General features: G+C 57.5%; 25 protein-coding genes and 1 pseudogene. 6 read left to right on the top strand and 20 right to left on the bottom strand.

Features of this window, described 5'->3' with window-relative positions; genetic code table 11:
• Positions 1-57: 57 nt before the first annotated feature.
• The 4 genes from ACMGG1_RS08900 (at position 58) to flgL (ending at position 4,956) form a co-directional block, all read left to right on the top strand.
• Positions 58-1,158, top strand: a complete 1,101-nt coding sequence (locus tag ACMGG1_RS08900) for a flagellar basal body P-ring protein FlgI (protein WP_414161307.1) — start codon at positions 58-60, stop codon at positions 1,156-1,158.
• Entirely contained in the window at positions 1,158-2,099 is a 942-nt protein-coding gene (gene flgJ / locus ACMGG1_RS08905; RefSeq protein ID WP_130016335.1) for a flagellar assembly peptidoglycan hydrolase FlgJ, read from the top strand. The genes ACMGG1_RS08900 and flgJ overlap by 1 nt, the downstream gene beginning before the upstream one ends.
• Positions 2,100-2,288: 189 nt before the next feature.
• Entirely contained in the window at positions 2,289-3,938 is a 1,650-nt protein-coding gene (gene flgK / locus ACMGG1_RS08910) for a flagellar hook-associated protein FlgK (protein WP_115058585.1), read from the top strand.
• Between the two features lie 58 nt (positions 3,939-3,996).
• On the top strand, positions 3,997-4,956 hold the full coding sequence (gene flgL, locus ACMGG1_RS08915) for a flagellar hook-associated protein FlgL (protein WP_122079702.1): 960 nt from the start codon (positions 3,997-3,999) through the stop codon (positions 4,954-4,956).
• Between the two features lie 402 nt (positions 4,957-5,358).
• On the opposite strand, the gene sra is transcribed toward flgL, so the two are convergent.
• The 14 genes from sra to fliF form a co-directional block, all read right to left on the bottom strand.
• Positions 5,359-5,484 carry a stationary-phase-induced ribosome-associated protein gene (gene sra, locus ACMGG1_RS08920; RefSeq protein WP_185959389.1) on the bottom strand — a complete coding sequence of 42 codons (126 nt, stop codon included), beginning with the start codon at positions 5,482-5,484 and terminating at the stop codon, positions 5,359-5,361.
• 355 nt (positions 5,485-5,839) lie between these two features.
• Positions 5,840-6,622 carry a flagellar biosynthetic protein FliR gene (gene fliR / locus ACMGG1_RS08925; protein WP_020827510.1) on the bottom strand — a complete coding sequence of 261 codons (783 nt, stop codon included), beginning with the start codon at positions 6,620-6,622 and terminating at the stop codon, positions 5,840-5,842.
• 2 nt (positions 6,623-6,624) lie between these two features.
• Entirely contained in the window at positions 6,625-6,894 is a 270-nt protein-coding gene (gene fliQ, locus ACMGG1_RS08930) for a flagellar biosynthesis protein FliQ (protein ID WP_041414697.1), read from the bottom strand.
• Between the two features lie 35 nt (positions 6,895-6,929).
• Positions 6,930-7,706 (bottom strand): flagellar type III secretion system pore protein FliP, encoded by a 777-nt coding sequence (gene fliP, locus ACMGG1_RS08935; RefSeq protein ID WP_115058587.1) that lies wholly within the window; start codon positions 7,704-7,706, stop codon positions 6,930-6,932.
• Complete coding sequence (gene fliO, locus ACMGG1_RS08940; protein ID WP_048760257.1) at positions 7,703-8,107, bottom strand: flagellar biosynthetic protein FliO; 405 nt, start codon at positions 8,105-8,107, stop codon at positions 7,703-7,705. Before fliO ends, fliP begins: the two co-directional genes overlap by 4 nt.
• Positions 8,107-8,520 (bottom strand): flagellar motor switch protein FliN, encoded by a 414-nt coding sequence (fliN, locus tag ACMGG1_RS08945; RefSeq protein ID WP_020827506.1) that lies wholly within the window; start codon positions 8,518-8,520, stop codon positions 8,107-8,109. The genes fliO and fliN overlap by 1 nt, the downstream gene beginning before the upstream one ends.
• On the bottom strand, positions 8,517-9,518 hold the full coding sequence (gene fliM, locus ACMGG1_RS08950; protein WP_020827505.1) for a flagellar motor switch protein FliM: 1,002 nt from the start codon (positions 9,516-9,518) through the stop codon (positions 8,517-8,519). The genes fliN and fliM overlap by 4 nt, the downstream gene beginning before the upstream one ends.
• A 5-nt stretch (positions 9,519-9,523) precedes the next feature.
• A complete protein-coding gene (gene fliL / locus ACMGG1_RS08955; protein ID WP_020827504.1) occupies positions 9,524-10,006 on the bottom strand; it encodes a flagellar basal body-associated protein FliL in 483 nt (160 codons plus the stop codon).
• 430 nt (positions 10,007-10,436) lie between these two features.
• Positions 10,437-11,651: a flagellar hook-length control protein FliK gene (locus ACMGG1_RS08960; protein WP_414161308.1), complete on the bottom strand. Its 1,215-nt coding sequence runs from the start codon at positions 11,649-11,651 to the stop codon at positions 10,437-10,439.
• Positions 11,648-12,094, bottom strand: coding sequence for a flagellar export protein FliJ (gene fliJ, locus ACMGG1_RS08965; RefSeq protein WP_410528800.1), 447 nt, complete (start codon positions 12,092-12,094; stop codon positions 11,648-11,650). The genes ACMGG1_RS08960 and fliJ overlap by 4 nt, the downstream gene beginning before the upstream one ends.
• 22 nt (positions 12,095-12,116) lie before the next feature.
• A complete protein-coding gene (gene fliI, locus ACMGG1_RS08970; RefSeq protein ID WP_020827501.1) occupies positions 12,117-13,478 on the bottom strand; it encodes a flagellar protein export ATPase FliI in 1,362 nt (453 codons plus the stop codon).
• Positions 13,478-14,182: a flagellar assembly protein FliH gene (fliH, locus tag ACMGG1_RS08975; RefSeq protein WP_115058588.1), complete on the bottom strand. Its 705-nt coding sequence runs from the start codon at positions 14,180-14,182 to the stop codon at positions 13,478-13,480. The genes fliI and fliH overlap by 1 nt, the downstream gene beginning before the upstream one ends.
• The gene (gene fliG, locus ACMGG1_RS08980) at positions 14,175-15,167 is read right to left on the bottom strand and encodes a flagellar motor switch protein FliG (RefSeq protein WP_012145670.1); all 993 of its coding nucleotides are present in this window, start codon (positions 15,165-15,167) and stop codon (positions 14,175-14,177) included. Before fliG ends, fliH begins: the two co-directional genes overlap by 8 nt.
• Entirely contained in the window at positions 15,164-16,864 is a 1,701-nt protein-coding gene (gene fliF, locus ACMGG1_RS08985) for a flagellar basal-body MS-ring/collar protein FliF (RefSeq protein WP_414161309.1), read from the bottom strand. Before fliF ends, fliG begins: the two co-directional genes overlap by 4 nt.
• Positions 16,865-17,345: 481 nt before the next feature.
• On the opposite strand from fliF, the gene fliE reads away from it, so the two are divergent.
• On the top strand, positions 17,346-17,660 hold the full coding sequence (fliE, locus tag ACMGG1_RS08990; protein WP_044552041.1) for a flagellar hook-basal body complex protein FliE: 315 nt from the start codon (positions 17,346-17,348) through the stop codon (positions 17,658-17,660).
• Positions 17,661-17,984: 324 nt separating this feature from the next.
• Here fliE and ACMGG1_RS08995 read toward each other — a convergent pair.
• From ACMGG1_RS08995 to ACMGG1_RS09005, 3 genes and pseudogenes are all read right to left on the bottom strand, one after another.
• Positions 17,985-18,330: pseudogene (locus ACMGG1_RS08995) on the bottom strand (Tn3 family transposase).
• 47 nt (positions 18,331-18,377) lie between these two features.
• On the bottom strand, positions 18,378-19,703 hold the full coding sequence (locus ACMGG1_RS09000; RefSeq protein WP_130016330.1) for a uracil-xanthine permease family protein: 1,326 nt from the start codon (positions 19,701-19,703) through the stop codon (positions 18,378-18,380).
• A gap of 56 nt (positions 19,704-19,759) precedes the next feature.
• Positions 19,760-20,884, bottom strand: a complete 1,125-nt coding sequence (locus tag ACMGG1_RS09005; RefSeq protein WP_046373256.1) for an aryl-sulfate sulfotransferase — start codon at positions 20,882-20,884, stop codon at positions 19,760-19,762.
• A gap of 202 nt (positions 20,885-21,086) precedes the next feature.
• Between ACMGG1_RS09005 and ACMGG1_RS09010 the strand changes: the two genes are divergently transcribed.
• Positions 21,087-22,097: a substrate-binding domain-containing protein gene (locus ACMGG1_RS09010; protein WP_046373257.1), complete on the top strand. Its 1,011-nt coding sequence runs from the start codon at positions 21,087-21,089 to the stop codon at positions 22,095-22,097.
• A gap of 529 nt (positions 22,098-22,626) precedes the next feature.
• On the opposite strand, the gene ACMGG1_RS09015 is transcribed toward ACMGG1_RS09010, so the two are convergent.
• From ACMGG1_RS09015 to fliS, 3 genes are all read right to left on the bottom strand, one after another.
• The gene (locus ACMGG1_RS09015) at positions 22,627-23,493 is read right to left on the bottom strand and encodes a helix-turn-helix transcriptional regulator (RefSeq protein WP_046373258.1); all 867 of its coding nucleotides are present in this window, start codon (positions 23,491-23,493) and stop codon (positions 22,627-22,629) included.
• A 311-nt stretch (positions 23,494-23,804) separates the two neighbouring features.
• Positions 23,805-24,173 (bottom strand): flagella biosynthesis regulatory protein FliT, encoded by a 369-nt coding sequence (gene fliT, locus ACMGG1_RS09020; RefSeq protein WP_122079696.1) that lies wholly within the window; start codon positions 24,171-24,173, stop codon positions 23,805-23,807.
• Positions 24,173-24,583: a flagellar export chaperone FliS gene (gene fliS, locus ACMGG1_RS09025; protein WP_020827494.1), complete on the bottom strand. Its 411-nt coding sequence runs from the start codon at positions 24,581-24,583 to the stop codon at positions 24,173-24,175. The genes fliT and fliS overlap by 1 nt, the downstream gene beginning before the upstream one ends.
• Positions 24,584-24,594: the final 11 nt, after the last annotated feature.

The raw sequence follows: 24,594 nt of genomic DNA on the forward strand, positions 1-24,594 counted from the left end.
CCGCCCCCAAACTGCCTGCGACAATAACGCCTTGTGGGTAAGGCGAATGAGGTTCCAATGTTAAAGAAATTTCTAATGGCGCTGGTGATTAGTGCGCTGAGCCTGCCGGCCGCGGCGGAGCGCATTCGCGATCTGGTCACGGTGCAGGGCGTACGCGATAACGCGCTGATCGGTTACGGACTGGTGGTGGGGCTGGACGGTTCCGGTGACCAGACCATGCAGACCCCGTTCACCACCCAGAGCCTGAGCAACATGCTGTCGCAGTTGGGTATCACCGTGCCACCGGGCACCAACATGCAGTTGAAAAACGTGGCGGCGGTCATGGTCACCGCCAAGCTGCCGCCGTTTTCGCGCACCGGGCAGAATATCGACGTGGTGGTGTCCTCCATGGGTAACGCCAAGAGCCTGCGTGGCGGCACTTTGCTGATGACGCCGCTGAAAGGGGTAGATAATCAGGTTTACGCGCTGGCGCAGGGCAACGTGCTGGTCGGCGGAGCCGGCGCTTCGGCCGGTGGCAGCAGCGTACAGGTTAACCAACTGGCCGGTGGGCGCATCAGCAACGGCGCCACCATTGAGCGCGAGCTGCCGACCACCTTTGGGGCCGGCGGAGTGATTAACCTGCAGCTCAACGATGAAGACTTTACGCTGGCACAACAGATCAGCGACGCCATCAACCGTCAACGCGGCGGTGGCACGGCTTCACCGTTGGACGCCCGTACCATTCAGGTGCTGGTGCCACAGGGCAACAGTTCGCAGGTGCGCTTCCTGGCGGAGATCCAGAACATTAACGTCAGCGTCGGGGTGATCGACGCCAAGGTGATCATCAACTCACGCACCGGTTCGGTAGTAATGAACCGCGACGTGATCCTGGATTCCTGCGCGGTGGCGCAAGGCAACCTGTCGGTGGTGGTCGATCGGCAAAATACCGTCAGCCAGCCAAATACCCCGTTTGGCGGCGGGCAAACGGTGGTGACGCCGAACACCCAGATTTCGGTGCAACAGCAGGGCGGCTCGCTGCAGAAGGTCAACGCCAGCGCCAATCTGAACAACGTGATCCGCGCGCTTAACGCGTTGGGGGCAACGCCGATCGATCTGATGTCTATCCTGCAGGCGATGCAAAGCGCCGGCTGTCTGCGCGCCAAGCTGGAAATTATCTGATGGCCGGCGATCTGATGGCAATGTCGGGCGCCGCCTATGATGCGCAGGCGCTTAATGGACTGAAACGCGATGCGGCGAGCGATCCGCAGGGCAACCTGAAACAGGTGGCGCAGCAGGTTGAAGGCATGTTCGTGCAGATGATGCTGAAAAGCATGCGTGCCGCGCTGCCGCAGGATGGGATCTTGAGCAGCGATCAGTCTCGGCTCTACACCTCAATGTATGACCAGCAAATTGCCCAGCAGATGTCGCAGAAAGGCCTGGGGCTGGCCGACATGATGGTGAAGCAGATGAGCAACGCCAACGCGGTGCCGAGCGAAACGGCGGGCACGTCGCCGATGGCGCTGGACGATGAGGTGTTGCGAACGCTGCCGAATCAGGCGCTTGAGCAGACTCTCCGCCGCGCGGTGCCGAAAGCGCCGAGCGCGGCCCCGCTGTCGCTCAACAACGGCAACTTTGTTGCCCGGCTGTCTACTTCTGCGCGCGTCGTCAGCCAGCAGAGCGGCATTCCGCATCAGCTGATTGTGGCACAGGCCGCGCTGGAATCCGGCTGGGGTCAGCGTGAGATCCCGGCCGCCGACGGTTCGCCGAGCTACAACCTGTTTGGCATCAAGGCGGGCGGCAGCTGGGACGGGCCGGTGACCGAGATCACCACCACCGAGTTCGAGCAGGGCGCGGCGAAGAAGATCAAGGCGAAGTTCCGGGTTTACGGATCTTACGTCGAGGCGATGGCCGACTACGTCAAGCTGTTGACCAATAACCCCCGCTACGCCGGGGTGGCCAACGCCCGCAGCCCGGAGCAGGCGGCGCAGGCGCTGCAACAGGCCGGTTACGCCACCGATCCGCAATATGCCAGCAAGTTGGTCAGCGTGATACAGCAGATGAAAAACGCCGGCGAGCAGGTGGTAAAGGCGTATACCCACGACCTGAAGGATCTTTTTTAGCCACTGGGCGCAGCATGCAGCGCCCCTACGCAATAGGCCGAATTTAAATGTAGGGGTCCAGCATGCTGGACCCGGATTTTTCCCTCAAGTTTCCCCCGTTTTTGCCGATAACCAAGACAGGCTGAGTGAACGGCTCAGCAGATTAATTGACTCCTGTGGGCCACCGGCGCCGCAGCAAAAGGAACTTCTATGTCCAACAGCTTAATCAATACCGCGATGAGCGGGCTGAATGCGGCTCAGGTGGCGCTCAGCACCGTCAGTAACAACATCTCTAACTACAACGTGGCGGGCTATAACCGACAGACTGCGATCCTGGCGCAGAACGGCGGTATGAGTACCATGAGTGGCTTCATTGGCAACGGGGTCACCGTGACCAGCGTTAACCGCGAGTACAACCAGTTCATCACCAATCAGTTGCGTGGAGCACAGAGCCAGGCCGGGGCACAGAACGCCTACTTCGAGAAAATCTCGCAGATCGATAACCTGCTGGCGAGCAAAACCAATACCTTGTCGACCAATATGCAGGATTTCTTCAGCAACCTGGAGAACCTGGTCAGCAACGCCGGCGATGACGCCGCGCGCCAAACGGTGCTGGGCAAGGCCAATGGGTTGGTCAATCAGTTCAATAACACTGACAAATACCTGCGCGATATGGACAGCGGCGTTAACCAACAGCTCAGCGACAGCGCTAACCAGATCAACAGCTACAGCCAGCAAATCGCCAAACTGAACGATGAAATTACCCGCCTGCGCGGCAGCGGCGGTGAGCCGAATGCCTTGCTCGATCAGCGCGACCAACTGGTGACTGAGTTAAACCAGGTGGTGGGCGTGCAGGTGATGCAGCAAGACGGCGACGCTTATACCGTGTCTTTCGCCAACGGCCTGACGCTGGTGCAGGGGAGCAATGCCTACCAGGTGGAGGCAGTGCCTTCCAGCGGCGATCCTTCTCGCCTGACCATCGGCTATAACCGCGGCAACGGCGTCAGCGAAGTGCCGGAAGGGCAAATTACCAGCGGCAGCGTTAGCGGCGTACTGAAGTTCCGCAGCGAATCGCTGGATAGCGCACGCAACCAGTTGGGGCAATTGGCGCTGGCGATGGCGGACAGCTTTAACCAGCAGCACCGTGCCGGGTTCGATCTCAACGGCGACGCAGGCACCGATTTCTTCAGCTTCGGTGGTGGGCGCGTGGTGGATAACAGCCGCAATGCCGGCGATGCGGCGCTGTCGGTGTCCTACACCGATACCAGCAAGGTGAAGGCCAACGATTACCGGGTGGAGTTCGACGGCAGCAACTGGCAGGTCAGCCGTCTGCCGGACAACGTGAAGGTCAACGCCACGGCGGGCGTCGATGCCACCACCGGCAAACCGACGCTGAGCTTTGACGGCCTGAAGGTCGACATCGACGGCACGGCACAAAAGAACGACAGCTTTACCGTGAAGCCGGTCAGCGACGTGGCGGGCAGCTTGAAAGTCGCGATTACCGACTCGGCGAACATCGCCGCCGCCGGCAAAGACGACAGCGGCCGCGGCGATAACGAAAACGCCAAAAAGCTGCTCGATCTGCAGACCAAAAAATTGGTCGACGGCAAAGCCACCTTCAGCGGCGCTTACGCCAGCATGGTGAGCAGCGTTGGTAACCAGACGGCATCGGCCAAGGTTTCGGCGACTTCTCAGGCCAATATCGTCAAGCAGCTGACCATTCAGCAGCAGTCGATCTCCGGCGTCAACCTGGACGAAGAGTACGGTGAATTGCTGCGTTTTCAGCAATATTACATGGCCAATGCACAGGTCATTCAAACCGCCAGCTCAATGTTTGACGCACTGCTGAATATCCGTTGATTTCCACTTTGACCGGAGCCCTGGCGGTTCCGGTCGCTGATTTTGAGGAACCCGCACCATGCGCATGTCCACCAGCATGATGTACCAACAGAACATGTCCGGCATTACCGGCAATCAGTCGCTGTTTATGAAAGCCGCCGAGCAGCTTTCCACCGGCAAAAAAGTCAGCAATCCGTCCGACGATCCTCTGGCGGCTTCGCAGGCGGTGATGCTGGCTCAATCACAGTCGGAAAACACCCAATATGCCTTGGCGCGGACCTTTGCCCGTCAAAGCGTGTCGATGGAAGAGACCGTGCTGGCCGGGGTGACCAGCACCATCTCCGATATGAAAGCGCTGATCGTCAGCGCCGGCGGCACCAAAAGCGACGACGACCGCGATTCGCTGGCGACCCAGCTGCAGGGGCTGAAAGATCAGTTGCTCAACCAGGCCAACAGCACCGACGGCAACGGCCGCTATATGTTTGGCGGTTTTGTGAACGACAAGCCTCCCTTTGAAGACAAGGGCGGATCGGTCAGCTATGTCGGCGGCAACACGCCGGTCGAGCAGAAAGTGGATGCCAACCGCACCATGACCATTGGCCATACCGGCGATAAGGTCTTCATGGCATTGACCAGCAACCCGAAGCCGGAACCGGATGGCAGCGCCTCCGTCGCTAACGTGTTTGAAAGCATTGATATCGCGCTGAAGGCGTTGAAAACACCGCAGAAGGATGCGGATGATGCCACCAAGCAGCAGGTGAACGATGCGCTGGCCAAAGCCAACCGCGGCCTGGACAACTCTTATAACAGAGTGCTTAGCGTGCGCGCGGAGCTGGGCAGCCAACTGCAGGAAATGGATACGCTGGACAGTATCGGCAAGGACCGCGACATGATCAACAAAACGCAAATGAGCGCGCTGGTTGATGCCGATCTGGCCGAGTCGATTTCCAGCTATTTCATGCAGCAGGCGGCCTTGCAGGCGTCATACAAAACCTTCGGGGATATGCAGGGGATGTCGCTGTTCCAGTTGAATCGCTAATCCCCTTTGCTGTGCGGGGCCGATAGATCCACTCCAGTATGGTTGATACGGGCGCAGCATACCGCGCCCCTACGCTAGCTGGGGTGGGGCATCGAAATCCATAGTACCGGGTAATAAATAGCTCTTAGCCTGCCGTGCAGTCACGGCGGGCAATCTCTTTGGGTGTGCTTAGAAGACGTTATTGCTGCGTAGCAGCGGTAGGGAATTCTTGAAACCGGGCGCACTTGTTTGGCACGTCACGCTTCCCCCACACAGGTTTGGCGTGACGTGCCTTTTTTTCGGCTACCCGAAATTATGTGCACTTATATCTGCCTGAATTTAACGGCGGGAAGCGTTAGAATATTCAAGGGGGAGTGCAGAGATAAGAGCGCAAATTATATTTTTTTGGGATAACCCCCGTGGTTATTTTTTCTTTTTTACCACCAGCCATTTTTCACCATTGGGTGACAAGGCAATCTGAGAACGGTTGGTGGCCCAGTGTGCCAGGCCTAAGGCCCTGCGTGCTCTTCGGTTGGTTTTAGCTTTCATTTTTATATTCCTTTTGTAGGGTAAGTAATAATTCCGTAGAAAATAAATGTGCCAGCTTCGCCGGGCATGCCGGTGATGTTTTTTAAATTATAACGAGCATTAAATGGATGCTTTTATTATCACGTCTCTGTTTTTTACAGTGTGTCCCACTCCTTATTTATTGAATTTATTTTTTTTTGATGTTTTTATTTAATAAGGACATTCTAGGGTGGGTATTTTATTATTCAAGCCAATAAGAGTAATTGAAGGCAAATAGTGATAATTTGCTTTTTCCAATTTTTTATACTGAGAAAGGGAATTTGTTGCCACTTTATCCGGCGTCAGGCGGCCGTTAAGCCGCACTGTGAGGGTAATGCTAGGGGGTCATGCTGCCGACGACATCGGCCAGGCGATCGAAGAACTCGCCAAACAGGTGCTCACAAAACGGCGCCAGCATCGGCATCATCATGCCGATGGTCATAATGCCAATGGTCATGGTCACCGGGAAACCGATGACGAACACTGACAGCTGCGGTGTCATGCGGTTAAGCAGGCCGAGCGCCATGTTCAGCGTCAGCAACAGGCAGATCAGCGGCAGTGCCAGCATCATGCCGTTGATGAAAATCAGCGAACCGGCCTGGGTCAAGGCGAGAAAGCCATTGCCGTTAAGCGGCTCGGCCTGGATCGGCAGGGTATGGAAGCTGTCCACCAACAGAGAAATCAGCCACAGATGGCCGTTGAAGCTGAGAAACAGCAGCATCGCCAGCAGGTTGAGCAGCCGTGCCAACACTGGCATGTTCGGCCCGCCGCTGGGATCGAAGAAGGTGGCGAACGACAAACCCATCTGCATGCCGATCACTTCGCCGGCCAGCCGTATCGCCGCGAAGGCGAACTGCATGGTCAGGCCCAGCGCGACACCGATCAGGATTTGCTGGGCCGCCAGCCACAAACCGGCCGCAGAGAAAATAGGCACGGTGCTGGTGGGCAGCCCGGGGGCAATCAGTATCACGATCAGCCCGCCGAGGCCAATTTTCACCTTCTTGCTGATCTGCTTTTCGCTGAATACCGGCGCGGTGCTGATCAGCGCCAAAATGCGCAGCAGCGGCCAGAAATATTGGCTGAGCCAGACGCCGAACTGCGCGCTGTCAAATGTGAGCATGGTTAACCAATCAGGTTGGGCAGGTTAGTGAACAGCGTGCGCATATAGTCCAGCAGCAGGTTCAGCATCCACGGTCCGGCAATCACGATGGTCGCGACCACCGCCAGGATTTTGGGAATGAACGACAGCGTCATTTCGTTGATCTGGGTCGCGGCCTGCAGCAGGCTGACCACCAGGCCGCTGACCAACGCGGCGAGCAACAGCGGCGCGGCCAGGGCCAACGCCACCTTCATCGCCTCGGTGCCCAGCGCCATAACCGATTCTGGTGTCATTATGGATCCCTCTGTGGCGGCGGGTATGCCGCGAATTACGAATAAAAACTTTGCGCCAGCGAACCCAGCAGCAGTTGCCAGCCGTCCACCAGAACAAACAGCATCAGCTTGAAGGGCAACGAGATGGTTGCCGGTGGCACCATCATCATCCCCAGCGCCATCAACACGCTGGCGACCACCAGATCGATAATCAGGAACGGAATAAACACCGTGAAGCCGATTTGGAACGCGGTTTTCAGTTCGCTGGTGACGTAGGCCGGCAGCAGGATGCGCATCGGCACCGCTTCCGGCCCGGCCAGCGGCGGCTGGTTGGCGAGCTTGGCATACAGCGCCAGATCGGTTTCACGCGTTTGGCGCAGCATAAACTCGCGCAGCGGCTGTGAACCTTTATCCAGCGCGATGTCCAGGCTGATTTTGTCCTGGCTGAACGGCAGATAAGCGTCCTGATAAACCTTGTCGAACACCGGCGACATAATGAAAAAGGTCAGGAACAGCGCCAGGCCCAACATCACCTGGTTGGGTGGGGCAGAGGGGGTGCCGAGGGCATTGCGCAGCAGACCCAGTACGATGATGATGCGCGTGAAGCTGGTCATCATCAGCAGCATGGCCGGCAAGAAACTGAGCGAAGTCAGCAACACCAGGGTTTGCACCGGCAGCGACCAGCTTTGGCCACCGTTGGCTAATGGCTGGCTGATCAGACCGGGAAGTTGTGCGAAAGCGGTGGGGCTGAGCAACAGTAAAGTCGCTGCCAATACGCGCAGAAGTATTTTGCCTCGCCCACAGAAGGCGACACACTGAACGAGGGATTTCATGCCGATTTTTCCGGACGTTTGAGAACTTTTTGCATCAGTTGGCGAAAATCCGCCGGCGTGGTCACTTCGGCGGCGTCGGTGTCCTGCACCGGCGCGGGCAGGCTATGCAGCGGGGTGATTTGCTGGGCGGTGACGCCCAACACCAGCAAGGTGTTATCCACTTCGATCACCACCACGCGTTCGCGCTGTCCAACCTGACAGCTGGCGCGCAGATTGAGCAGTTTGCTGTTGCGTGCCTGCGGGGCAAACCCCAGGCGACGAAACAGCCAGCCGGCCAGCAGGATCAGCAGCAAAATGCCGCCAAGTGCGCTGCTGACCTGCGTCAGCACTGAACCGGCCGGCAGTGCCGGCTCGGTGGATTGCAAGGTGCCCGCGGTGGGCGTGGCGGCGCTTGGGTTCATCAGCGGCTCAGGCGGCGCATGCGCTCGGAAGGGGTGATGATATCGGTAATGCGCACGCCGAATTTGTCGGCCACCACCACCACTTCGCCCTGGGCAATCAGATAACCGTTGATCATAATATCCAGCGGTTCACCCGCCAGCCCGTCCAACGCCACGACAGAGCCCTGCGACAGGCGCAGCAGTTCCTTGATGGTCATCTTGGTGCGGCCCAGTTCAACGGTCAATTTGACCGGGATGTCGAGGATCAGATCGATATCCTGCAGGCTGCCGCTGGTATCCTGCGGCTCCAGCGATTTGAACACCGCATCGCTGGCAGACGTCTTTTCGGTTGCTTGCTGTTCGTTAAACGCATCAGCCCACAGATCGTCCACGGATTCCTTTCCTTCGCCAGACGGTTGCTTAGGATCACTCATTTGGGCTGTTCCTCACTCAGAGCATTCAAAATAGGGTTAATCAAATGTTCAACACGCAGGGCGTACTGCCCGTTTAACGTGCCGTATTGGCTGGTCAAAACCGGCACGCCGTCGACGTGGGCGATGAGGCGATCCGGTTTATCAATCGGTAATACATCGCCCGGCTGCAACTTCAGGATCTTCGACAGGCGCATCGGGATATCGACGAAGTTGGCAATCAGCTCCAGCTCGGAATGCTGCACCTGCTTCACCAGCGTTTCACGCCAGTGGCTGTCTTCCTGCCGCGAATTCTCCAACGGTGGGTTGGTCAGCAGTTCGCGCAGCGGTTCGATCATGGCAAACGGAATGCAGATGTTGAACTCACCGCTCAGCGCGCCAATTTCCACCTGGAAAGGGGTGGTGACCACGATGTCGTTTGGCGACGTGGTGATGTTGGTGAACTTCACCTGCATTTCAGCGCGCACGTATTCCACGTCAATCTTGTAAATTGCGCTCCAGGCGTCGCCGTAGGCGTCCAGCGCCAGCCGCAGCATGCGCTTGATCACCCGCTGTTCGGTTGGCGTAAATTCGCGGCCTTCCACTTTGGTGGGAAAGCGACCGTCGCCCCCGAACAGGTTATCGACGGCGATAAACACCAGGCTCGGTGCGAACACGAACAGCGCAGTACCGCGCAGCGGGTTCAGGTGCACCAGGTTCAGGTTGGTGGGCACCGGCAGGTTGCGAGCAAATTCGTGGTACGGCTGGATCTTGATCGGGCCAACGGTAATGTCCGGGCTGCGGCGCAGCAGGTTGAATAACCCCATGCGGAACTGCCGGGCAAAACGTTCGTTGATGATTTCCAGCGCGTGCAGCCGTTCGCGCACCACTCGGCGCTGGGTGGTCGGATCGTACGGCTTGACCTCGCTCTCATTGAGGGCAACCGCTTCGGGTTCATCACCCGCGCTGTCGCCGTTGAGCAAGGCGTCGATCTCTGCCTGTGAAAGAATGCTGTCGCCCATAGTGATTACCGCAATATGAAGGCAGTGAACAGCACGTCGCTGACCACCTGCTTCGGTTGTCCCTTAACCAGCGGCGGGCTAAGCACGTCCTTAATCTGCGCCACCAGTTGCTGCTTTCCTTGTTCACTGCTCAACTGGCCCGCTTCCTGACGAGACAGCAGCATCAGCAGACGGCTGCGCACCTCCGGCAGGAAATCATTCAGTTGGCGGCGGGTACTTTCATCCGGCAAGCGTAACGTCAGGCCGATATACAACACCCGATCCGGGTTGTTATCGGGCGTCAGCAGATTGACGGTAAAGGTGTCCAGCGGCATAAACACCGGTGCGGCCGGGGGGAGTTCTTTGGCTACGGGCTGCGCGCCCTCCTGGTGCTGCTTGAGCTGCCACCAGCTGTAGCCGGCCGCGCCGCAGGCGACGAGGGTTATCAGCACCAGCAGTATGACCAGAAGGGAGCGTTTCGGTGCTGCCGGTAGGGTATTTTGAGACATAGCTAAATCAAATTCCTGTTGTTATACCCGTCGTCTTTCAAGCTGCAGCGTTGTTCCCTGCACTCACTCCCCCAGTCACTTACTTGAGTAAGCCCCTGGGGATGAGTGAGCTGGGCGCCTGGCTGCAACTTGAAATCCATAGGGTATATGCCCTTCATTTTTCAAGCTGCAACCTAAGATCTCGCGGGTATATAGCGCGTGTAAAAGCCGCACGCATGACATTATTTACCCAAAATATTTGGAGTTGCATCGCGACGGCAAGTTTGTAAGTCCTCAGCAGCATAGATAACTATGTGACCGGGGCGCGCAAATGCAGCCAACAATGATGCAGCTTCAAGTATGAAGGGTAGCGGTATTATCGCGCCTATTCCGGCACGCAATAGCCAGAATAGGCAGGGAAAAGCGTGCCAGCTTGGGCGTTTGCGGCCACTCAGGCGAAAATATCAACGCCGCTGACGGCGCGGGCCATCGCCTGCAATTCCGGCGGTGCGCTGTGAGCATCGCCGGACAAATCGCCGTCACCCTGACGCTCGCGATAATCCGGGCGGCCCTGCTGCCTACCATTGTGCTGCTGCGCCTGTTGCCACTGCGGCATCTGGTCGCCGCCCACGCTGCTTTGTCCCAAATTGATGCCACTCTCAGCCAGCGCGTGACGCAGTTGCGGCATCGCGGCCTCCACGGCGGCGCGAACCTGTCCGTGTGCCGAGGCAATGTGCAGCTGTGCCTGGTTGTCATCCAGCTTGAGGGTGATTTGCAGCGCTCCCAGTTCCTGCGGATGCAGACGCAGCTCGGCGCTTTGCTGACCGTTGCGATGGAACATCAGCACCTGTTGGTTCAACGCCTGCTGCCACTCCGGGCTGCCCAACTGGGCGTTTAGCTGCGGCGTAGGCGGGGCAGTGACCAACGCAGCGCCTGGCGCTGCCGCGATCGTCGGGCTGGAGACCGGTGGGGCCATCAGAGGGACGTTTGGCGTTGGCGATTGGCTATCGGCGCCAAGCTTCAACGCCGCTGCATCCGGTTTTTCGTGCGCAACTGCAATTTGCTGTGGGATGTCGGCACGGCTTTCACTGCCGAGCGAAGCTGGAGTTACCGGCGTTGGTGCCTTTTGCGTGCCGGTTACCTCAGCCTGGCGCCCCAGTGAAGCGCTCTGGATCGTTGCAGCCTGAGGGGTATCTAGATCGCCTTCAAGGCTCAGTTCCGCCGCGCCGGTACCTGCATCAGGCATTGCTGGGGGAATAGCGATTGGCAGCATGGCGAACAGCGCTTGCAGCGTAGCGGCGTCGATCTCACCGGCAGGCCGCAGCGCGGCGTCGTGCGACGGTTGCTTCAACGTCGGCTCTTCGTCGTTACTGATGGCGGCTGGCTGGCCTTGCGTTAACAGCGAAGGCGCTAACAGCCCATCGCGTTCGCCGAATGCGGCCAGTAACTGCGTCAGTTGGTTGCGGCTCAGCGGCGCAGAGTCTTCTTCTGCGCTCAACGCCATCGGTGACAGTTTGCCTGCGGACTTGTCGGCCGGCAGCACGCGGGCGCCAAGCAGTTGAGCAAAAGCGGAAGAGAGCGATGACTCATCCAGCGGGAGCTGCGCGTCCGGCAGCAGGCCGGAGTCGCCCGGCAGCGACAGGCCCGGCAAAGCGTTCAGGTTCATTGATGTATATTCCTTTGTGCACTGCGTTGAGCGAACTCATCCATCAGTTTTTGATCCCGTTTGTTCTCCAACTGCAACTCCGCGCTCTGGGCTCGGGTATGCAGGGTTTCGAAAGCGTTCAACCGTTGCTGTTTGTCCTGCCATTGTTTCATCGCGTGGTCCACTTTCTCTCCCCACTGCGTCAACTGCTGGCGGTGCTGGACGATCGCCTGTTCCAGCGTGCCGATAAACTGCTGGTAGTTCTGCCAGTTGGACGATTCCATACCGCCGCTCAGTTGATTATTCAGCTTCTGACGGTACTCATCCTGATAGTTGAGCAGCATGGAAAGTTGCTGTTCAGCGGCTTGCTGAGCTTTGCGCACCTGGCCCAGTTGGCGAGTCGCCTGTTCTACTGCATCCTGCGCCAGATCGCGCAGGGTAATCAGGGGGGACTGTGGTTTCATCGGGTTTGCGCCTTTGGTGACGTTAAACGATCAACTGCTGTAGCTGCTGGCAGGCGTCCTGATAGCCGCTGCGTTCGAAAATGCCTTGCTGCAGATAGGCTTCCATCTGCGGATACAGCGTCATGGCCTTATCCAGCAGCGGGTCGCTGCCTGCGACGTAAGCGCCTACGCTGATCAAATCGCGGTTGCGTTGGTAGCTGGCCAGCATCTGTTTGAAGTTACGCACCCGACGATAGTGTTCTTCGTCGATCAGCGAGGTCATGGCGCGGCTGATGGAGGCTTCAATGTCGATGGCCGGATAGTGGCCGGCTTCCGCCAGGCGTCGCGACAGCACCACATGGCCGTCGAGAATGGCGCGTGCCGAGTCGGCGATCGGATCCTGTTGGTCATCGCCTTCGGTCAGCACGGTATAAAAGGCGGTAATGGACCCGCCGCCACTGATGCCGTTGCCCGCGCGTTCGACCAGTGCCGGCAGCTTGGCGAAGACGGAAGGCGGATAGCCTTTAGTGGCCGGCGGCTCGCCGATGGCCAGGGCTATCTCACGTTGCGCCATGGCGTAGCGCGTCAGTGAATCCATGATCAACAGCACGTGCTGGCCGCGATCGCGGAAATCTTCAGCGATGCGTGTGGCGTAGGCCGCACCCTGCATGCGCAGCAGCGGTGAGACGTCCGCCGGTGCGGCAATCACCACCGAACGCGCCCGGCCTTCGGGGCCGAGGATGTTTTCGATAAAGTCTTTCACCTCACGGCCACGTTCGCCGATCAGACCGACGACAATCACGTCGGCCTGGGTGTAGCGCGCCATCATGCCCAACAGCACGCTTTTACCGACGCCGGAACCGGCAAACAGCCCCATGCGCTGACCGCGACCGACGGTCAACAGGCCGTTGATGGTGCGCACGCCGACGTCCAGCACCTGTTCGATCGGCGTTCGTTGCAGTGGGTTGAATGGGGCGGTGATCAGCGGCGCACGGTAGCCGGTTTCCGGTGCGGGCAGGCCGTCGAGCGGCTTGGCGCTGCCGTCCAGTACCCGGCCCAGCAGGGCAGGACCGAGCGGCAGCTGCTTACTGGCGCTTTGGCCTTCCGGCGAGATGCGGGCGTAAACCCGGGCGCCGGGCACGATGCCTTCCACTTCTTCCAGCGGCATCAGAAACAGCCGCTGGCCGTTAAAGCCGACCACTTCGCTTTCTACTTCCTGGACCTCACCGGCGTCGTGACGCTCGATCAGGCAGGTGGCACCGATCGGCAGCTGTAGCCCGGTGGCTTCCAGCACCAAACCGGTGGCGCGGGTCAGGCGGCCGTAGCGGCGTACCGTCGGGGCGTGTGCGATGCGTTTTTCCAGCGCATCCAGTGAGGTCAGCCAGCGGCCGAGGCGCAGGGTCATTACACGTCTCCCGGAGCGGCCAGACGGCAGAGTTCATGCCAACGGGTTGCCAGGCTGGCGTCAAGATCGCCTTCGTCGGCGCTGACCTTGCAGCCACCAGGATGCAACTGACCGTCCGCCAGCAACCGCCAGCCGTGCAGGCTGAGCGTGGCACCCAACTGTTGCTCGATTCGCTGATAGTCATCCGGGTGCACGCGCAATTGCGGCTTGCCGCTGAACATCGGCTCTTGCTGGATCAACTGTTGGATCTGCGCCAGCAGGGCAGTGCCGTCGCACACCGGCGGTTGGCCCAGCACCTGTTTGGCGGCAGTCAGGGCCAACTGCATCAGGCGCGAGGCAATCACGCTGTCGAGAGCGTCCAGCGTGTGCTGGAATTCCGTCACCAGATGCTGCCAGTGCGCGGTCAGCGGTTGTTGCTGTTGCTGAGCTTCCAGCAAGCCCTGCTGGCGACCCTCTTCCATGCCGGCCTGGAAGCCGGCGTCGTAGCCTTTTTGCTGCCCGTCCGCATAGCCCAACTGCTGGCCCTGCTGCTCGGCCTGCAGGCGGAGCTGAGTGAGCTGTTGTTCCCGAACCAGGCTGTCGTCCAGCGGTGCGCCGTCGGTGATTTCCACCGGTAGCGGCAGCGGGTCGAGCGCCGGTTTGGGCTCGTTGAGATCGTTGAGCGACCAGGGCTGCCAGGGCAGGGTATTAATGCGATCAGACATAGGTGTCCTCGCCACCGCCGATAATCATTTCGCCACTCTCGGCCAAACGACGGACCACCAGCAGGATAGCCTTCTGCTCGTTCTCCACCTGCGACATGCGCACCGGGCCACGGTTGGCCAGATCGTCGCGCAGGATATCTGCGGCGCGTTGCGACATGTTTTTGAGGAACTTCTCGCGCAGTGGTTGTTCCGCGCCTTTGAGCGCCACCAGCAGGGATTCGCCTTCCACTTCCTGCAACAGGCGCTGGATGCTGCGATCGTCGACTTCCACCAGATTCTCGAACAGGAACATCTCGTCGATGATCTTCTGCGCCAGCTCGCCGTCGTATTCGCGCATGGCGTCGATAACCGCCTCTTCCTGCTGCGTTTTCATCAGGTTGATGATCTCGGCTGCGGTGCGTACGCCGCCCATTTTGCTGCGCTTGAGGTTCTGACCGTCGAGCAGGTTGTTCAGCACTTCGGTCAGTTCCGCCAGCGCCGCCGGCTGCACGCCGCCGAAGGTGGCGATACGCAGCATCACGTCGTTGCGCAGACGTTCGTCGAACAGCGCCAGAATGTCCGCTGCCTGGCCACGCTTGAGGTGAACCAGGATGGTGGCGATGATCTGCGGATGTTCGTCGCGGATCAGATCTGCCGCGCTCATTGGTTCCATAAAGTTGAGCGTTTCCATGCCGGTGGTAGTCTCGCGAGATTCGAGAATGTCCTCCAGCAGGCTGGCGGCACGTTCTTCGCCCAACGCCTTGACCAGCACCGAACGCAGGTAGTCGCTGGCGTTGACGCTCAGCGCGGCATACTGTTCGGCGTCGTCTTCAAATTCGCGCAGGATTTCATTGAGCTGCTTGTGCGACACCTGGCTCATGCTGGCCATGGTGCCACTCAGCTGCTGCACTTCACGCGAGGAAAGGTGTTTGAACACCTCGGCGGCGCGATCTTCGCCCAGCGTCATCAGCAGGATGGCGCTTTTTTCGGTTCCGGTCAGACTCATAGTTCGTTACTCATCCATTGGCGGATTACCAGAGCGACCACGCGTGGGTCTTTATCAGCCAAATCGCGGATCCGCTGGCTCTGGACTTCTGCACTGACGCGCTGCTGGGATTTCCTGTGCTGCGCCAGCTCCTCATTGCTGGGTTTGCTGCTGTCAGCCGGCTTGGCCATCGGCGTAGCGGCGGCGGCGAGCGCGGCCTTTTGTACCGCCTGACGGTTTTGCAGTTGCGGGCGTACCAGTTTGCGCCACAGCACCCAGGCGACCAGCAGGATCAGCAGGTAGCGACCGGCATCGATCAGACGATCGATAAACGACTGGCTCTGCCAGAACGGCAGCTCGCCGCCGGTAATTTCGTTATCGGTAAACGGCGTGTTGACCACGTTGAGGGTATCGCCACGGGCGCTGGAGAAGCCCATGGACTCACGCGCCAGCGATTCGATCTGCGCCAACTGCTCTTTGCTCATCGGCAGTGGTTTGCCGTCCTTATCGGTGCCGCGATAGTTGATGACCACCGCGACCGACAGGCGCTGTACCGTCCCGGCTTTGTGCTGGGTATGGCGAATGGTGCGATCGACCTCATAGTTGATGGTTTCATCGCGGCGGGAGTTTTGCGGCCCGCTGCCCTTGGGTGCCGAACTGCGCGCCGTGGCCGTATCGGTTTTAGCTGCGTCGGCATTATTGCCGGCGGTGGCCGGTTGGGCGGTTTCAATCGGGGCAGCAGCCGGTGCGCTCGGCTGATTGGACAATGCGCCCGGCACGCCGCCGACCAATGGCCCGCCAATTTGGTCGCTTTGACTCGTTTGCTGTGAGCGTACGGCGGCCTTATTTGGCTCTTGGTTAGGTTGGTACTGTTCGTCAGTTTGCTCGCGAGTGGAGAAGTCGATCTGTGCGGTGACCTGAGCGCGCACGTTAGCGCTGCCGACCATCGGGGCCAAAATCGTTTCGATACGGCGCTGGTAGCGGTTTTCCACTTCGCTGGCGTACTTAAGCTGTGCGGCGTTCAGATCGCGTCCGGTGCCGTCGGACTGCGTTAACAGGCGGCCGGCCTGATCGACCACCGTCACGTTGCCCGGCGGTAGACCGGCTACGCTGCTCGAGACCATATAAACGATGGCGTTGATCTGGCCGTCATCCAGGGCCCGACCCGGTTGCAACGTCAGGGTCACGGAAGCGGAAGGGGATTTTTGCTCGCGGACAAACAGCGAAGGCTTGGGCAGAGCCAAATGCACCCGGGCGTTTTGTACCGGCCCCAGTGATTCGATGGTACGGGACAATTCACCTTCCAGCGCGCGCTGATAGTTGATTTGCTCGCTGAACTGGCTGATGCCGAATTTTTCCTGGTCCAGCAGTTCGAAGCCCACGGCACCGCCTTTAGGCAGGCCGAGCTGCGCCAAACGCAGACGGGTTTCATGGACTTTTTCGGCTGGGATCAGCAACGCCGCGCCGTTTTCGGCAAAGCGGTAGGGGATGTTCATCTGCGTCAGTTGGGTGACGATGGCGCCGCCGTCGCGATCGTTAATGTTGCTGTACAGCACCCGGTAGTCTGGACTTTTCACCCATAACAGCAGCGCGACCACGATGGCGATGGCTGCGGAGGCCGCAATCAGCAGTGGGACTTTGGGGTTGGCGCGCAGGCGGTTCCACATGGCCAGCAGGCCATTATCGCGGCTTTCGGTAGCGGAGATTGAAGCATTCATTTTAGCCCGAGTCCTTCAATGACGCTCAGGATCCGGTGCGGGCCACGGCGTAGCTCCCTGCCAGGCTGATGAACGGTGTGGTTAGCGTTGTGTGACAAAACAGACTCCCTGATACACATATAAATATACCCTATGCCTTTCAAGTTGCTGCCAGGCGACCCGCTCGCTCATCCCGGGGTCTTGTAGGGGCGCGGCATGCTGCGCCTGAGTTAATCGGGGCGATTTTATTCGCCCCCTACAGTGATTGGGATGAGCGCGGGCAGACAACAACGCTGCAACTTGAAAAGCGACGGGTATAGCGGCGCTCCCATTTCTGGGCATGTTATTATTCGCCCTTAGGGCCCATTTCGATGGCCCGATAAGCCGGGTTTTTTGCAGTTAATTAACCGCTTTAGGATGAAAATGCTGTGTTAGGGTGTTCAGCATCAAAGTAGTGTCTGATGCAACAACGTCCGGCAGCAGCGTTTTTATTGAGGTCATAATGGCAATTCAGGGTATTGAAGGGGTTTTGCAGCAGTTGCAGGCCACGGCGATTCAGGCAGGGCAGATGGGGCAAGGCGCATCCGCGCAGGGCGTCAGTTTTGCCAGTGAGTTGAAGGCGGCGATCGGCAAGATCAGCGATACCCAGCAGGCTGCGCGCAAACAGGCACAGGATTTCGAAGTCGGTGCGCCGGGCATCAGCCTGAATGACGTGATGGTCGATCTGCAAAAATCGTCCATCTCGCTGCAGTTAGGGGTGCAGGTGCGTAATAAGCTGGTTTCGGCTTATCAAGAAGTGATGAATATGCCGGTGTGATGAGACTGGCCTCGTACCCGCGGCCAGAATTGAAAGCCTGGATTCTCTGTTGAACAGGCAACGTCAGCTTAAGAACTGGCCTAAACCCACCCACGGTGGGTTTTTGCTTTTTAGCGCAAGGCAAATATGGGCTTCGGATTCTGAGATGCAGAACTTCTCTAAAGCCGAGACAAGTGTCTGGCCGGGAAGGGAGTCGGTGTGGATATCGAAAATTATTGTACGTTAAGGCTATTTTCTGACTTTCCGACTTTAGCTGGTCTCAGACGCCGAAACTTACCGGAAGCAGGTATCCGGTTGCTTTTCCAAATATAATCACCTGTCAGATTAGCCTAACGGGGACAAATACGAGAGTGGTTTCTCGTTGATTTCCATCCCATTACGCTTCACGGCATCGACCGCCATTTCCATATACACGGTATTCCGCCGCGAGATTTCCGCCGTCAGCAGAGTCAGCCCACTGGCCCGATAGCTCTGATTTTCGGTCCCTGATTTCACCCAGTCGATGCATGAATACAGCACGTTTCAGCGCGTAACAGAATTCTCCTTTATTCAGCCCCGTCTGAACCCGCCAACGCAGTGCTGGATCACGGAACCTGTCGAGTATAAACAGGGTTCGCTCGATGCGGTCAATTTCGCTCAGTGCTTTGGCAAGCCCGTTATTCTGCCTCACGGAAACCAAACAACACTACGGCTAACGGGTCAATTCGGTGTATCGGTTCAGCCTTTTAGTCGCATGGCGGCCCGCCTTTCGCTCACCAGAAATAACGAGTTGACGACGATCGCGGTGAGTGTACCCGCTGCCATACCATTGCCCAATATCATCTGCACGCCGACGGGGAAATTCTGGTACAGGCCAGGCACAAGGATCGGCAGCATCCCCATAGCCAGACCAGTGGCTAAGGCATAGGTTTTTCCCGGCTTGTGCAGCGGCTCGCGGGCAATCATATCGATACCGATGACCCCGATGATACTGAAGACAATCACCGCCGTCCCGCAGACTACCGGACCGGGTAGACAGGCGGCAAGGCGCACCAGCGGCGAGAATAGCGCAATCAGGATTAACAGCAATCCGGCAATCGCCGTGACGTAGCGTGATTTGACGTTAGTGGTCCGAACCACGCCGATATTTTCGCCGGAGGTGATGATCAATGAGGTACCGAAAACGCCGCCCAGCAGCGAAATAACGGCGTCGCCGCGGATGGTTCGGGGAATGGCCTGATGGACGTTTTGTGTCGATTTGACGATCTCTGCGGTAGCAATCGTTTGCCCAGTCGCTTCAGCCATGGAAATCACCGCATAAATCAGCAGCGGCAGTGACGCTGACAGATTGAATATTGGCCAGCCGAACGGAAACAGCTGCGGCAGGCTGAACAGCGGCCCGTGGCTGACGCCGCTAAAATCGGCGATGCCCAGCAGCATTGCCAGCAGCGTGCCCGCAAGCAGGCCGAACATGACCGACAGCTGACGTAGGATGCCGCTGAACGCCAGGGCGAAGATCAGCGTAATCAGGATGGTGACCAGCGCCAGAATAATGTTGGTGGGCTGCGCAAAGTGGCTACTGCTCGGCTGACCGATAATGAGTCCGCCATACAGACGAATCAGGTTGATGGAGACCAGCAGCAGCATAATCCCGATAATAAACGGCGGGAAATGGTGCAGAAAACGGCGAAAAACGGGCAGGGCAATAAAATAAAACAGCGATGTTAAGATCACCGCGCCAATTGCCGTCTGGATATTGGTCTGTAAAGCGATAGCGATGAAGATCGCGATAGGCGCGCCGCCCGGCACCATAATAAACGGCAGGCGCGCGCCGAAGCTGCCGATACCGAGGCTTTGCAGGATGGCCCCCAGCCCGCACATTAGAAAGGTGGCGCTTAGCAGCGATGTGGTGACGCCAGAGCTGAAGTGAAGCGCCTGAGCAATAAGAAAAACGGCGGTGATCGGCGTAGCGGCCACGACCAGCACGTGTTGAAGGGCCAGCAGCAGTTTAGTTTGCCAAGGCAAGGCTTCGTTTTCCGGTACGGCGGAGTCAGAATACGGCATAAATTCCTCCCAAAGACGTGAGAACCTCCCCGCCGACCCGCGCCGGCGAAGAGCGATTATTTCAGCCACGGCAGCGCATCGGCCGCATAGCGGTGCGCGCGGAAGCTGCTGTTCTGCTTACCGGGGATGATCCCCTTGCTAAGATGGTCCGGATATTCATTGAAGTAAGGAATAATGTATTCCCATACCGTTTCTCCCTGCGGAGTCACTTCAAACAGTCGACCGAAGGCGGATTCGCAGATAAAGGTATTGCCGTTGGCCAGGCGCTGAGCGCTTCCCATATAGGGTGAGAAAAAGGCCGGCGGGAAAATATCGCGATATTGCCAGCGAATAGCCTGGGTGTGCGGGTCGAACTCCAGCACCGTGGAGTGTGGCGAGGTCACGCCGGGGCGCAGGTTGCCGTTATCGAACACCAGAATAGAACCATTTTCCATCTCAATCGGTGTGTGCTGTTGGGCGACGACATCCGGCCCCACGTGCCATACCACGCTGCCGCTCTCTTTATTGACGGCAATCACCCCGGAGGTGGTGCGCAGGCTCATCAACACCAGGCCCTCGCGGGTGACCGACAGACCGTTTATCATCGGCCAGTGGCGGCGGTCGAAGATCTCATGAATCGGGAAATCTTCCGGGGCCAGATGCTCCCAGACGCGCCATTCCCATACCACTTCACCGTCGCGATTGACCTCTTTGACGACATCGCTCTGTATGACGCCGTCCGGCGCATCGCGGCGCGGATCGCCGCCGGTAACGCGAGCGGCAATTTCCGCCGGCAGTGGCACCGCCGCGGTATACAGCAGGTTACCGTTCGCCAGCCACTGCGCGTCGTGGTGATGGAATATATCCTCATAATGCCAGACCACTTCGTTATCCGGAGTGACCTCATAAAAATCCCCGCCGTGCCAGAGATCCCAGGCCGGATAGAGATTGGCTGACGTGCCGTGACTACCGTTATAGCCGAGGTTACCGTTAGGCAGCAGCACCGCATCGCGTCCGGCACGAACCGGGAGTTGCCACTGGTGCGCCACTTTTCCAAGCTCATCAACCAGATATACCCGGCCTTCGGTAGTTTGTGGGGCGAAGAGCGTATAGCCGCCGAAGCTTTTCTCCAAATCGGAGAAGATCAGCCCGCTCGGACGACGCCCGAGGGTGAATGCTGCATCCTGAGATAGTTGTGTCACGTAGCCTCCTGAAGTGATTGGTTTCTTGCAAAATACGTCATTAAAACGTTTTAATTAAACGCCATTAGACAGGAATGCTTGCCAGTGAGCTACGGTAAATGGTCACTTTCTTCATATGATTTTGTTATGTATTAGCGCGGAAATTCATACACTGGAAATGTGCTAATCTGAGCATAAACTCTCGGGAGGGAACGCCAGCCAGATGACTGCTCAAGATAAAAAACGCGCCAGACTCATTGATGTTGCAAGCCTTGCTGGCGTATCGCCTGGCACCGTATCTAATGCGTTACATCACCCCCGTTTTGTCGAACCTGAGACCCGGCAACGTATTGAGGAGGCGATTCAGACACTGAACTACACGCCGAATATCCGCGCCCGTCAGTTGCGTACCGGCAAAACCAACACTATTGCACTGCTTTCTTCCTTGCCGCTGACCATTGCTTCCGGAGCATCGAAGCTGGGTTTTATGATGGAGGTCGCGCTTACGACGGCGATTATGGCGCTGGAAAAGCAGCATGCGCTGATCCTGGTCCCGCCCGGAAAGAACCCGCTGGACATGGTGACCTTTGATGCCGCCATTCTGCTGGAACCCGCCGAAAACGATCCACTGCTGCAAGCTTTGCAACAGGCGGGGATCCCATGCATCACTATTGGCCGCACGCCGGGAACACCGACGCCGCTACCGTGGGTGGATTTGCATTCGGAAGCGACGGCGAAAATGTTGCTGACCCACCTGCAGACTGAAGGCGCCGATTGTTGCGCGCTCTTTGTCGGGCATACGCCGCGGACTTCCTCGCTGGAAACTGAGGCAGCCTATCACCGCTGGTGTAAAGGAAGGCAGGCGCCGGTGATCTATTATCTTGATGAGCAGGAAGGGGAAGCGGCTGGCTATCAGGCTGCGTGTCAGATGTTGCAGGAACATCCCGAAGTCAATGGCGTCCTGGTGCTGGTTGATACTTTTGCTTGTGGCGCCGTGCGCGCTTTTCACGATGCGGCGATCGCCATACCGCAGCGGATTCGCTTAGCCACCCGTTATGACGGTATTCGCGCCCGGGAATCTTTGCCGCCGCTAACGGCGGTGAACATGCACCTCGATGAGGTTGCCCGTCAGGCCGTCACGCTATTGTTTGAAGTGCTGGCCGGACATAACGTGATCGGCAGTCGCGGGCAGATGCCGGAACTGGTGGTCAGAGCCTCGAGCAAATTGTCGTAAGGGTCAACAAATAGCTTTCACGTACAATAAGTTCCGTTTCCCAAACGGATCCCGGAAACGTCAATCACCGGAGGAAGAGGGTAGAAACTACGGTTAAACTCACATTGCCACGGTATTCACGGGGCTATAATTTCCGGGTTAAGGCCGTTTCAATTACCGGATAAGATAATGTGTAGCAAAAGTGAACGCAGATGGCGGTTGTTCAGTATTTTAATTCTGATCGTTTTGGTTGTATTAATAAGCGTTTTAATTAAAGAAAGCTAAAATAACCCGGGCCACGATGTGTGGCCCTGCCGCTTTATTTTCCCGCCAGCAGCCGCATGGCGTCTTCTTCGTAGGTCAGGCCCAGCAACCATAGGCCGAGTAGCAACACCGCGAGGGAAAATAGCAGTTTTTCGTTGAGCATGATTTATTCATCTCTGATGACCTGAATGCTCGCCGATGCTATCCCACTCGCCTGTTTTGCGCCAATATTGCCGCTATAAACCACAGTTTCATTGTTCAATGATTTAATTTACGCCGGCGGCCATCACTCCGGGGCTTGCATCATGCTGAAATGATCGGGACGAATGGCCATGGGTTCCATGGCCCGCTGATGTCCGCGAATGGCGGTGGGCGCAAAGCCGAAACGTTTGCGAAAGCGCTCGGCAAACCGCGAAGCGCTTTCATACCCCACGTGCTGGGCGATCGCCGATATTGGCCAATCGGTAGATTGCAGCAGGGCCAAGGCGCTGCTCATTCGCACGTCTATCATCAGATTACGCAGCGCGGTATTCTCCGCCGACAGCTTGCGTCGCAGCACCACCTCGCTCATTGACAAGGTTTCGGCGACTTCGGCCGCGGTCCAGATGTTGTGCGGATCGGTGGCCAGACAGCGGCGTACGCGTTGGGTTAAATTCCTGGCTTCGTTATGGATGAAGCTGATATTGAATTGTTTTAACCACAGCAGAATTTCCAGCATTTTATGGCGAATGATGACCGTGGGGAAACGCTGCTTAAGCGCCAGTGCCAGGCTGGTGGTCTCAAAACTGTGCATCAGCGCGCAGGGCAGATTGCATAATGTCATCACCGCGTCGAAGGGAGTCGGTGATGTGCTTTCAACCTGGGGCGGCGATAAGGTGAGCAACTGCGGATCGCAGGTCAATAGCTGACAGCTGAATACCCCGTCCTCAGAGAGTTCGTTGATAATATCCACGGTTTGCCCCCCGTCGATAATCAACAGCTCGCCCGCATGCGCCACCACTTCACGCTGTTGCCAACGCACGCGTTTGTGACCTTGCTGCACCAGGTAGAGATGCGGCTGTTCAAAATAGACTGAAGGAAATAATAATTCAGTATGCTGAATGATGTGTGCCGATGCACCAATTCCTGGACAAAGATTAATTGTACGTTCCATCGATATTCATTTCGCAGCCATTATCTATGAATATCTTTACGCTTTGATTGGCGTTGGAGCAACATCTTTCCATAGGTTGTGAAACACAACAGCGTGTTTTATCTATCAAAAATCAATTTCCTGCTGAACAGAAAACGTCCGTGTCGGAGTGGTATTTATCCGTTAAAGTGAGAGCAAGGCTCGAATTGCACATTTTTTCTAATTACCCAATATCTGAATAATTCAAATGGCATGGATTAATATTCTGACTTAACCGGGGAATAATAGTGCATGCTGCTATCTATTCCGTTGTCGCCGTTATTGCTGCGAACTCATCTGATTTGTGGATCTCCCAGCAACAAGGCGCGATCGTGAAACTGGCCGTAAGTGCTGTTCACCACGTTTTGGCGCGTCGACTGGCCGATTAATTCTTTCAATTGATCCATGCGTTGCTGCAGCAGACGTTTTAGTTCGGTCTCGTTGTCGAGGATTTGCTGCAGCTTATGGCGCAGCAATTCCTGTAACGCCATTGAGGGACCGGCCTGCCCGGTAAAGGCGGCGGTTCTTTCCACCGCCGTCACGTAGGACAGTTCCAGCTCGACCAGGTCTTCCCATCTTTCCGTTTGTGCCAGAACGATCATCTGGCTACTCAGGCTATACACCTGCTGATAGGCGGCTAACAGCTGTTGTTGACGTTCCATTACACGGCGTCCTGAGTGGGGTGGTAGTTGGGGCCAATCTGGCGCCAGGCGTCAGCAATATTTTCCAGCAGCTTCACCACTTCGGTAATCGCCGCTTCGTCATTGTGCAGGTTGGCTTGCATCAGGCGTCGCTTCATATAGTCATACAGCGCCGCCAGATTATCGGCCATTTCACCGCCCTGCTGGTGGTCGAGACCGCTTTTCAGGCCGTTATCGATAATATTGATGGCCTTTGACAGAGCCAGTCCTTTGCCGGCGATATCACCCTGATTCATCAGTATCCGTGCGCGTAACAGGGCGCTAAGCGCCCCGTCGAACAACATCACGATTAACTGGTGCGGGCTGGCGCTCATTACGCCACTTTCCAGACTGACCTGGGCGTAGGCCTGAGTTCCGCTACGGTTATACATGTGATTTTTTA

Source organism: Serratia sp. BNK-12 (assembly GCF_047456085.1).
Taxonomy (GTDB): Bacteria; Pseudomonadota; Gammaproteobacteria; order Enterobacterales; family Enterobacteriaceae; genus Serratia; species Serratia liquefaciens.

Bases quoted from the DNA above. Each gene is read 5' to 3' on its own strand.
- fliO (WP_048760257.1), bottom strand. From the start codon at position 8,107: ATGAACCCAAGCGCCGCCACGCCCACCGCGGGCACCTTGCAATCCACC.
- fliG (WP_012145670.1), bottom strand. From the start codon at position 15,167: ATGAGTCTGACCGGAACCGAAAAAAGCGCCATCCTGCTGATGACGCTG.
- fliN (WP_020827506.1), bottom strand. From the start codon at position 8,520: ATGAGTGATCCTAAGCAACCGTCTGGCGAAGGAAAGGAATCCGTGGAC.
- ACMGG1_RS08960 (WP_414161308.1), bottom strand. From the start codon at position 11,651: ATGAACCTGAACGCTTTGCCGGGCCTGTCGCTGCCGGGCGACTCCGGC.
- fliH (WP_115058588.1), bottom strand. From the start codon at position 14,182: ATGTCTGATCGCATTAATACCCTGCCCTGGCAGCCCTGGTCGCTCAAC.
- fliE (WP_044552041.1), top strand. From the start codon at position 17,346: ATGGCAATTCAGGGTATTGAAGGGGTTTTGCAGCAGTTGCAGGCCACG.
- flgK (WP_115058585.1), top strand. From the start codon at position 2,289: ATGTCCAACAGCTTAATCAATACCGCGATGAGCGGGCTGAATGCGGCT.
- ACMGG1_RS08900 (WP_414161307.1), top strand. From the start codon at position 58: ATGTTAAAGAAATTTCTAATGGCGCTGGTGATTAGTGCGCTGAGCCTG.
- fliI (WP_020827501.1), bottom strand. From the start codon at position 13,478: ATGACCCTGCGCCTCGGCCGCTGGCTGACCTCACTGGATGCGCTGGAA.
- sra (WP_185959389.1), bottom strand. From the start codon at position 5,484: ATGAAAGCTAAAACCAACCGAAGAGCACGCAGGGCCTTAGGCCTGGCA.
- flgL (WP_122079702.1), top strand. From the start codon at position 3,997: ATGCGCATGTCCACCAGCATGATGTACCAACAGAACATGTCCGGCATT.
- fliJ (WP_410528800.1), bottom strand. From the start codon at position 12,094: ATGAAACCACAGTCCCCCCTGATTACCCTGCGCGATCTGGCGCAGGAT.
- fliP (WP_115058587.1), bottom strand. From the start codon at position 7,706: ATGAAATCCCTCGTTCAGTGTGTCGCCTTCTGTGGGCGAGGCAAAATA.
- fliM (WP_020827505.1), bottom strand. From the start codon at position 9,518: ATGGGCGACAGCATTCTTTCACAGGCAGAGATCGACGCCTTGCTCAAC.
- ACMGG1_RS09015 (WP_046373258.1), bottom strand. From the start codon at position 23,493: ATGGAACGTACAATTAATCTTTGTCCAGGAATTGGTGCATCGGCACAC.
- fliS (WP_020827494.1), bottom strand. From the start codon at position 24,583: ATGTATAACCGTAGCGGAACTCAGGCCTACGCCCAGGTCAGTCTGGAA.
- flgJ (WP_130016335.1), top strand. From the start codon at position 1,158: ATGGCCGGCGATCTGATGGCAATGTCGGGCGCCGCCTATGATGCGCAG.
- fliF (WP_414161309.1), bottom strand. From the start codon at position 16,864: ATGAATGCTTCAATCTCCGCTACCGAAAGCCGCGATAATGGCCTGCTG.
- ACMGG1_RS09010 (WP_046373257.1), top strand. From the start codon at position 21,087: ATGACTGCTCAAGATAAAAAACGCGCCAGACTCATTGATGTTGCAAGC.
- ACMGG1_RS09000 (WP_130016330.1), bottom strand. From the start codon at position 19,703: ATGCCGTATTCTGACTCCGCCGTACCGGAAAACGAAGCCTTGCCTTGG.
- fliL (WP_020827504.1), bottom strand. From the start codon at position 10,006: ATGTCTCAAAATACCCTACCGGCAGCACCGAAACGCTCCCTTCTGGTC.
- fliR (WP_020827510.1), bottom strand. From the start codon at position 6,622: ATGCTCACATTTGACAGCGCGCAGTTCGGCGTCTGGCTCAGCCAATAT.
- fliT (WP_122079696.1), bottom strand. From the start codon at position 24,173: ATGGAACGTCAACAACAGCTGTTAGCCGCCTATCAGCAGGTGTATAGC.
- fliQ (WP_041414697.1), bottom strand. From the start codon at position 6,894: ATGACACCAGAATCGGTTATGGCGCTGGGCACCGAGGCGATGAAGGTG.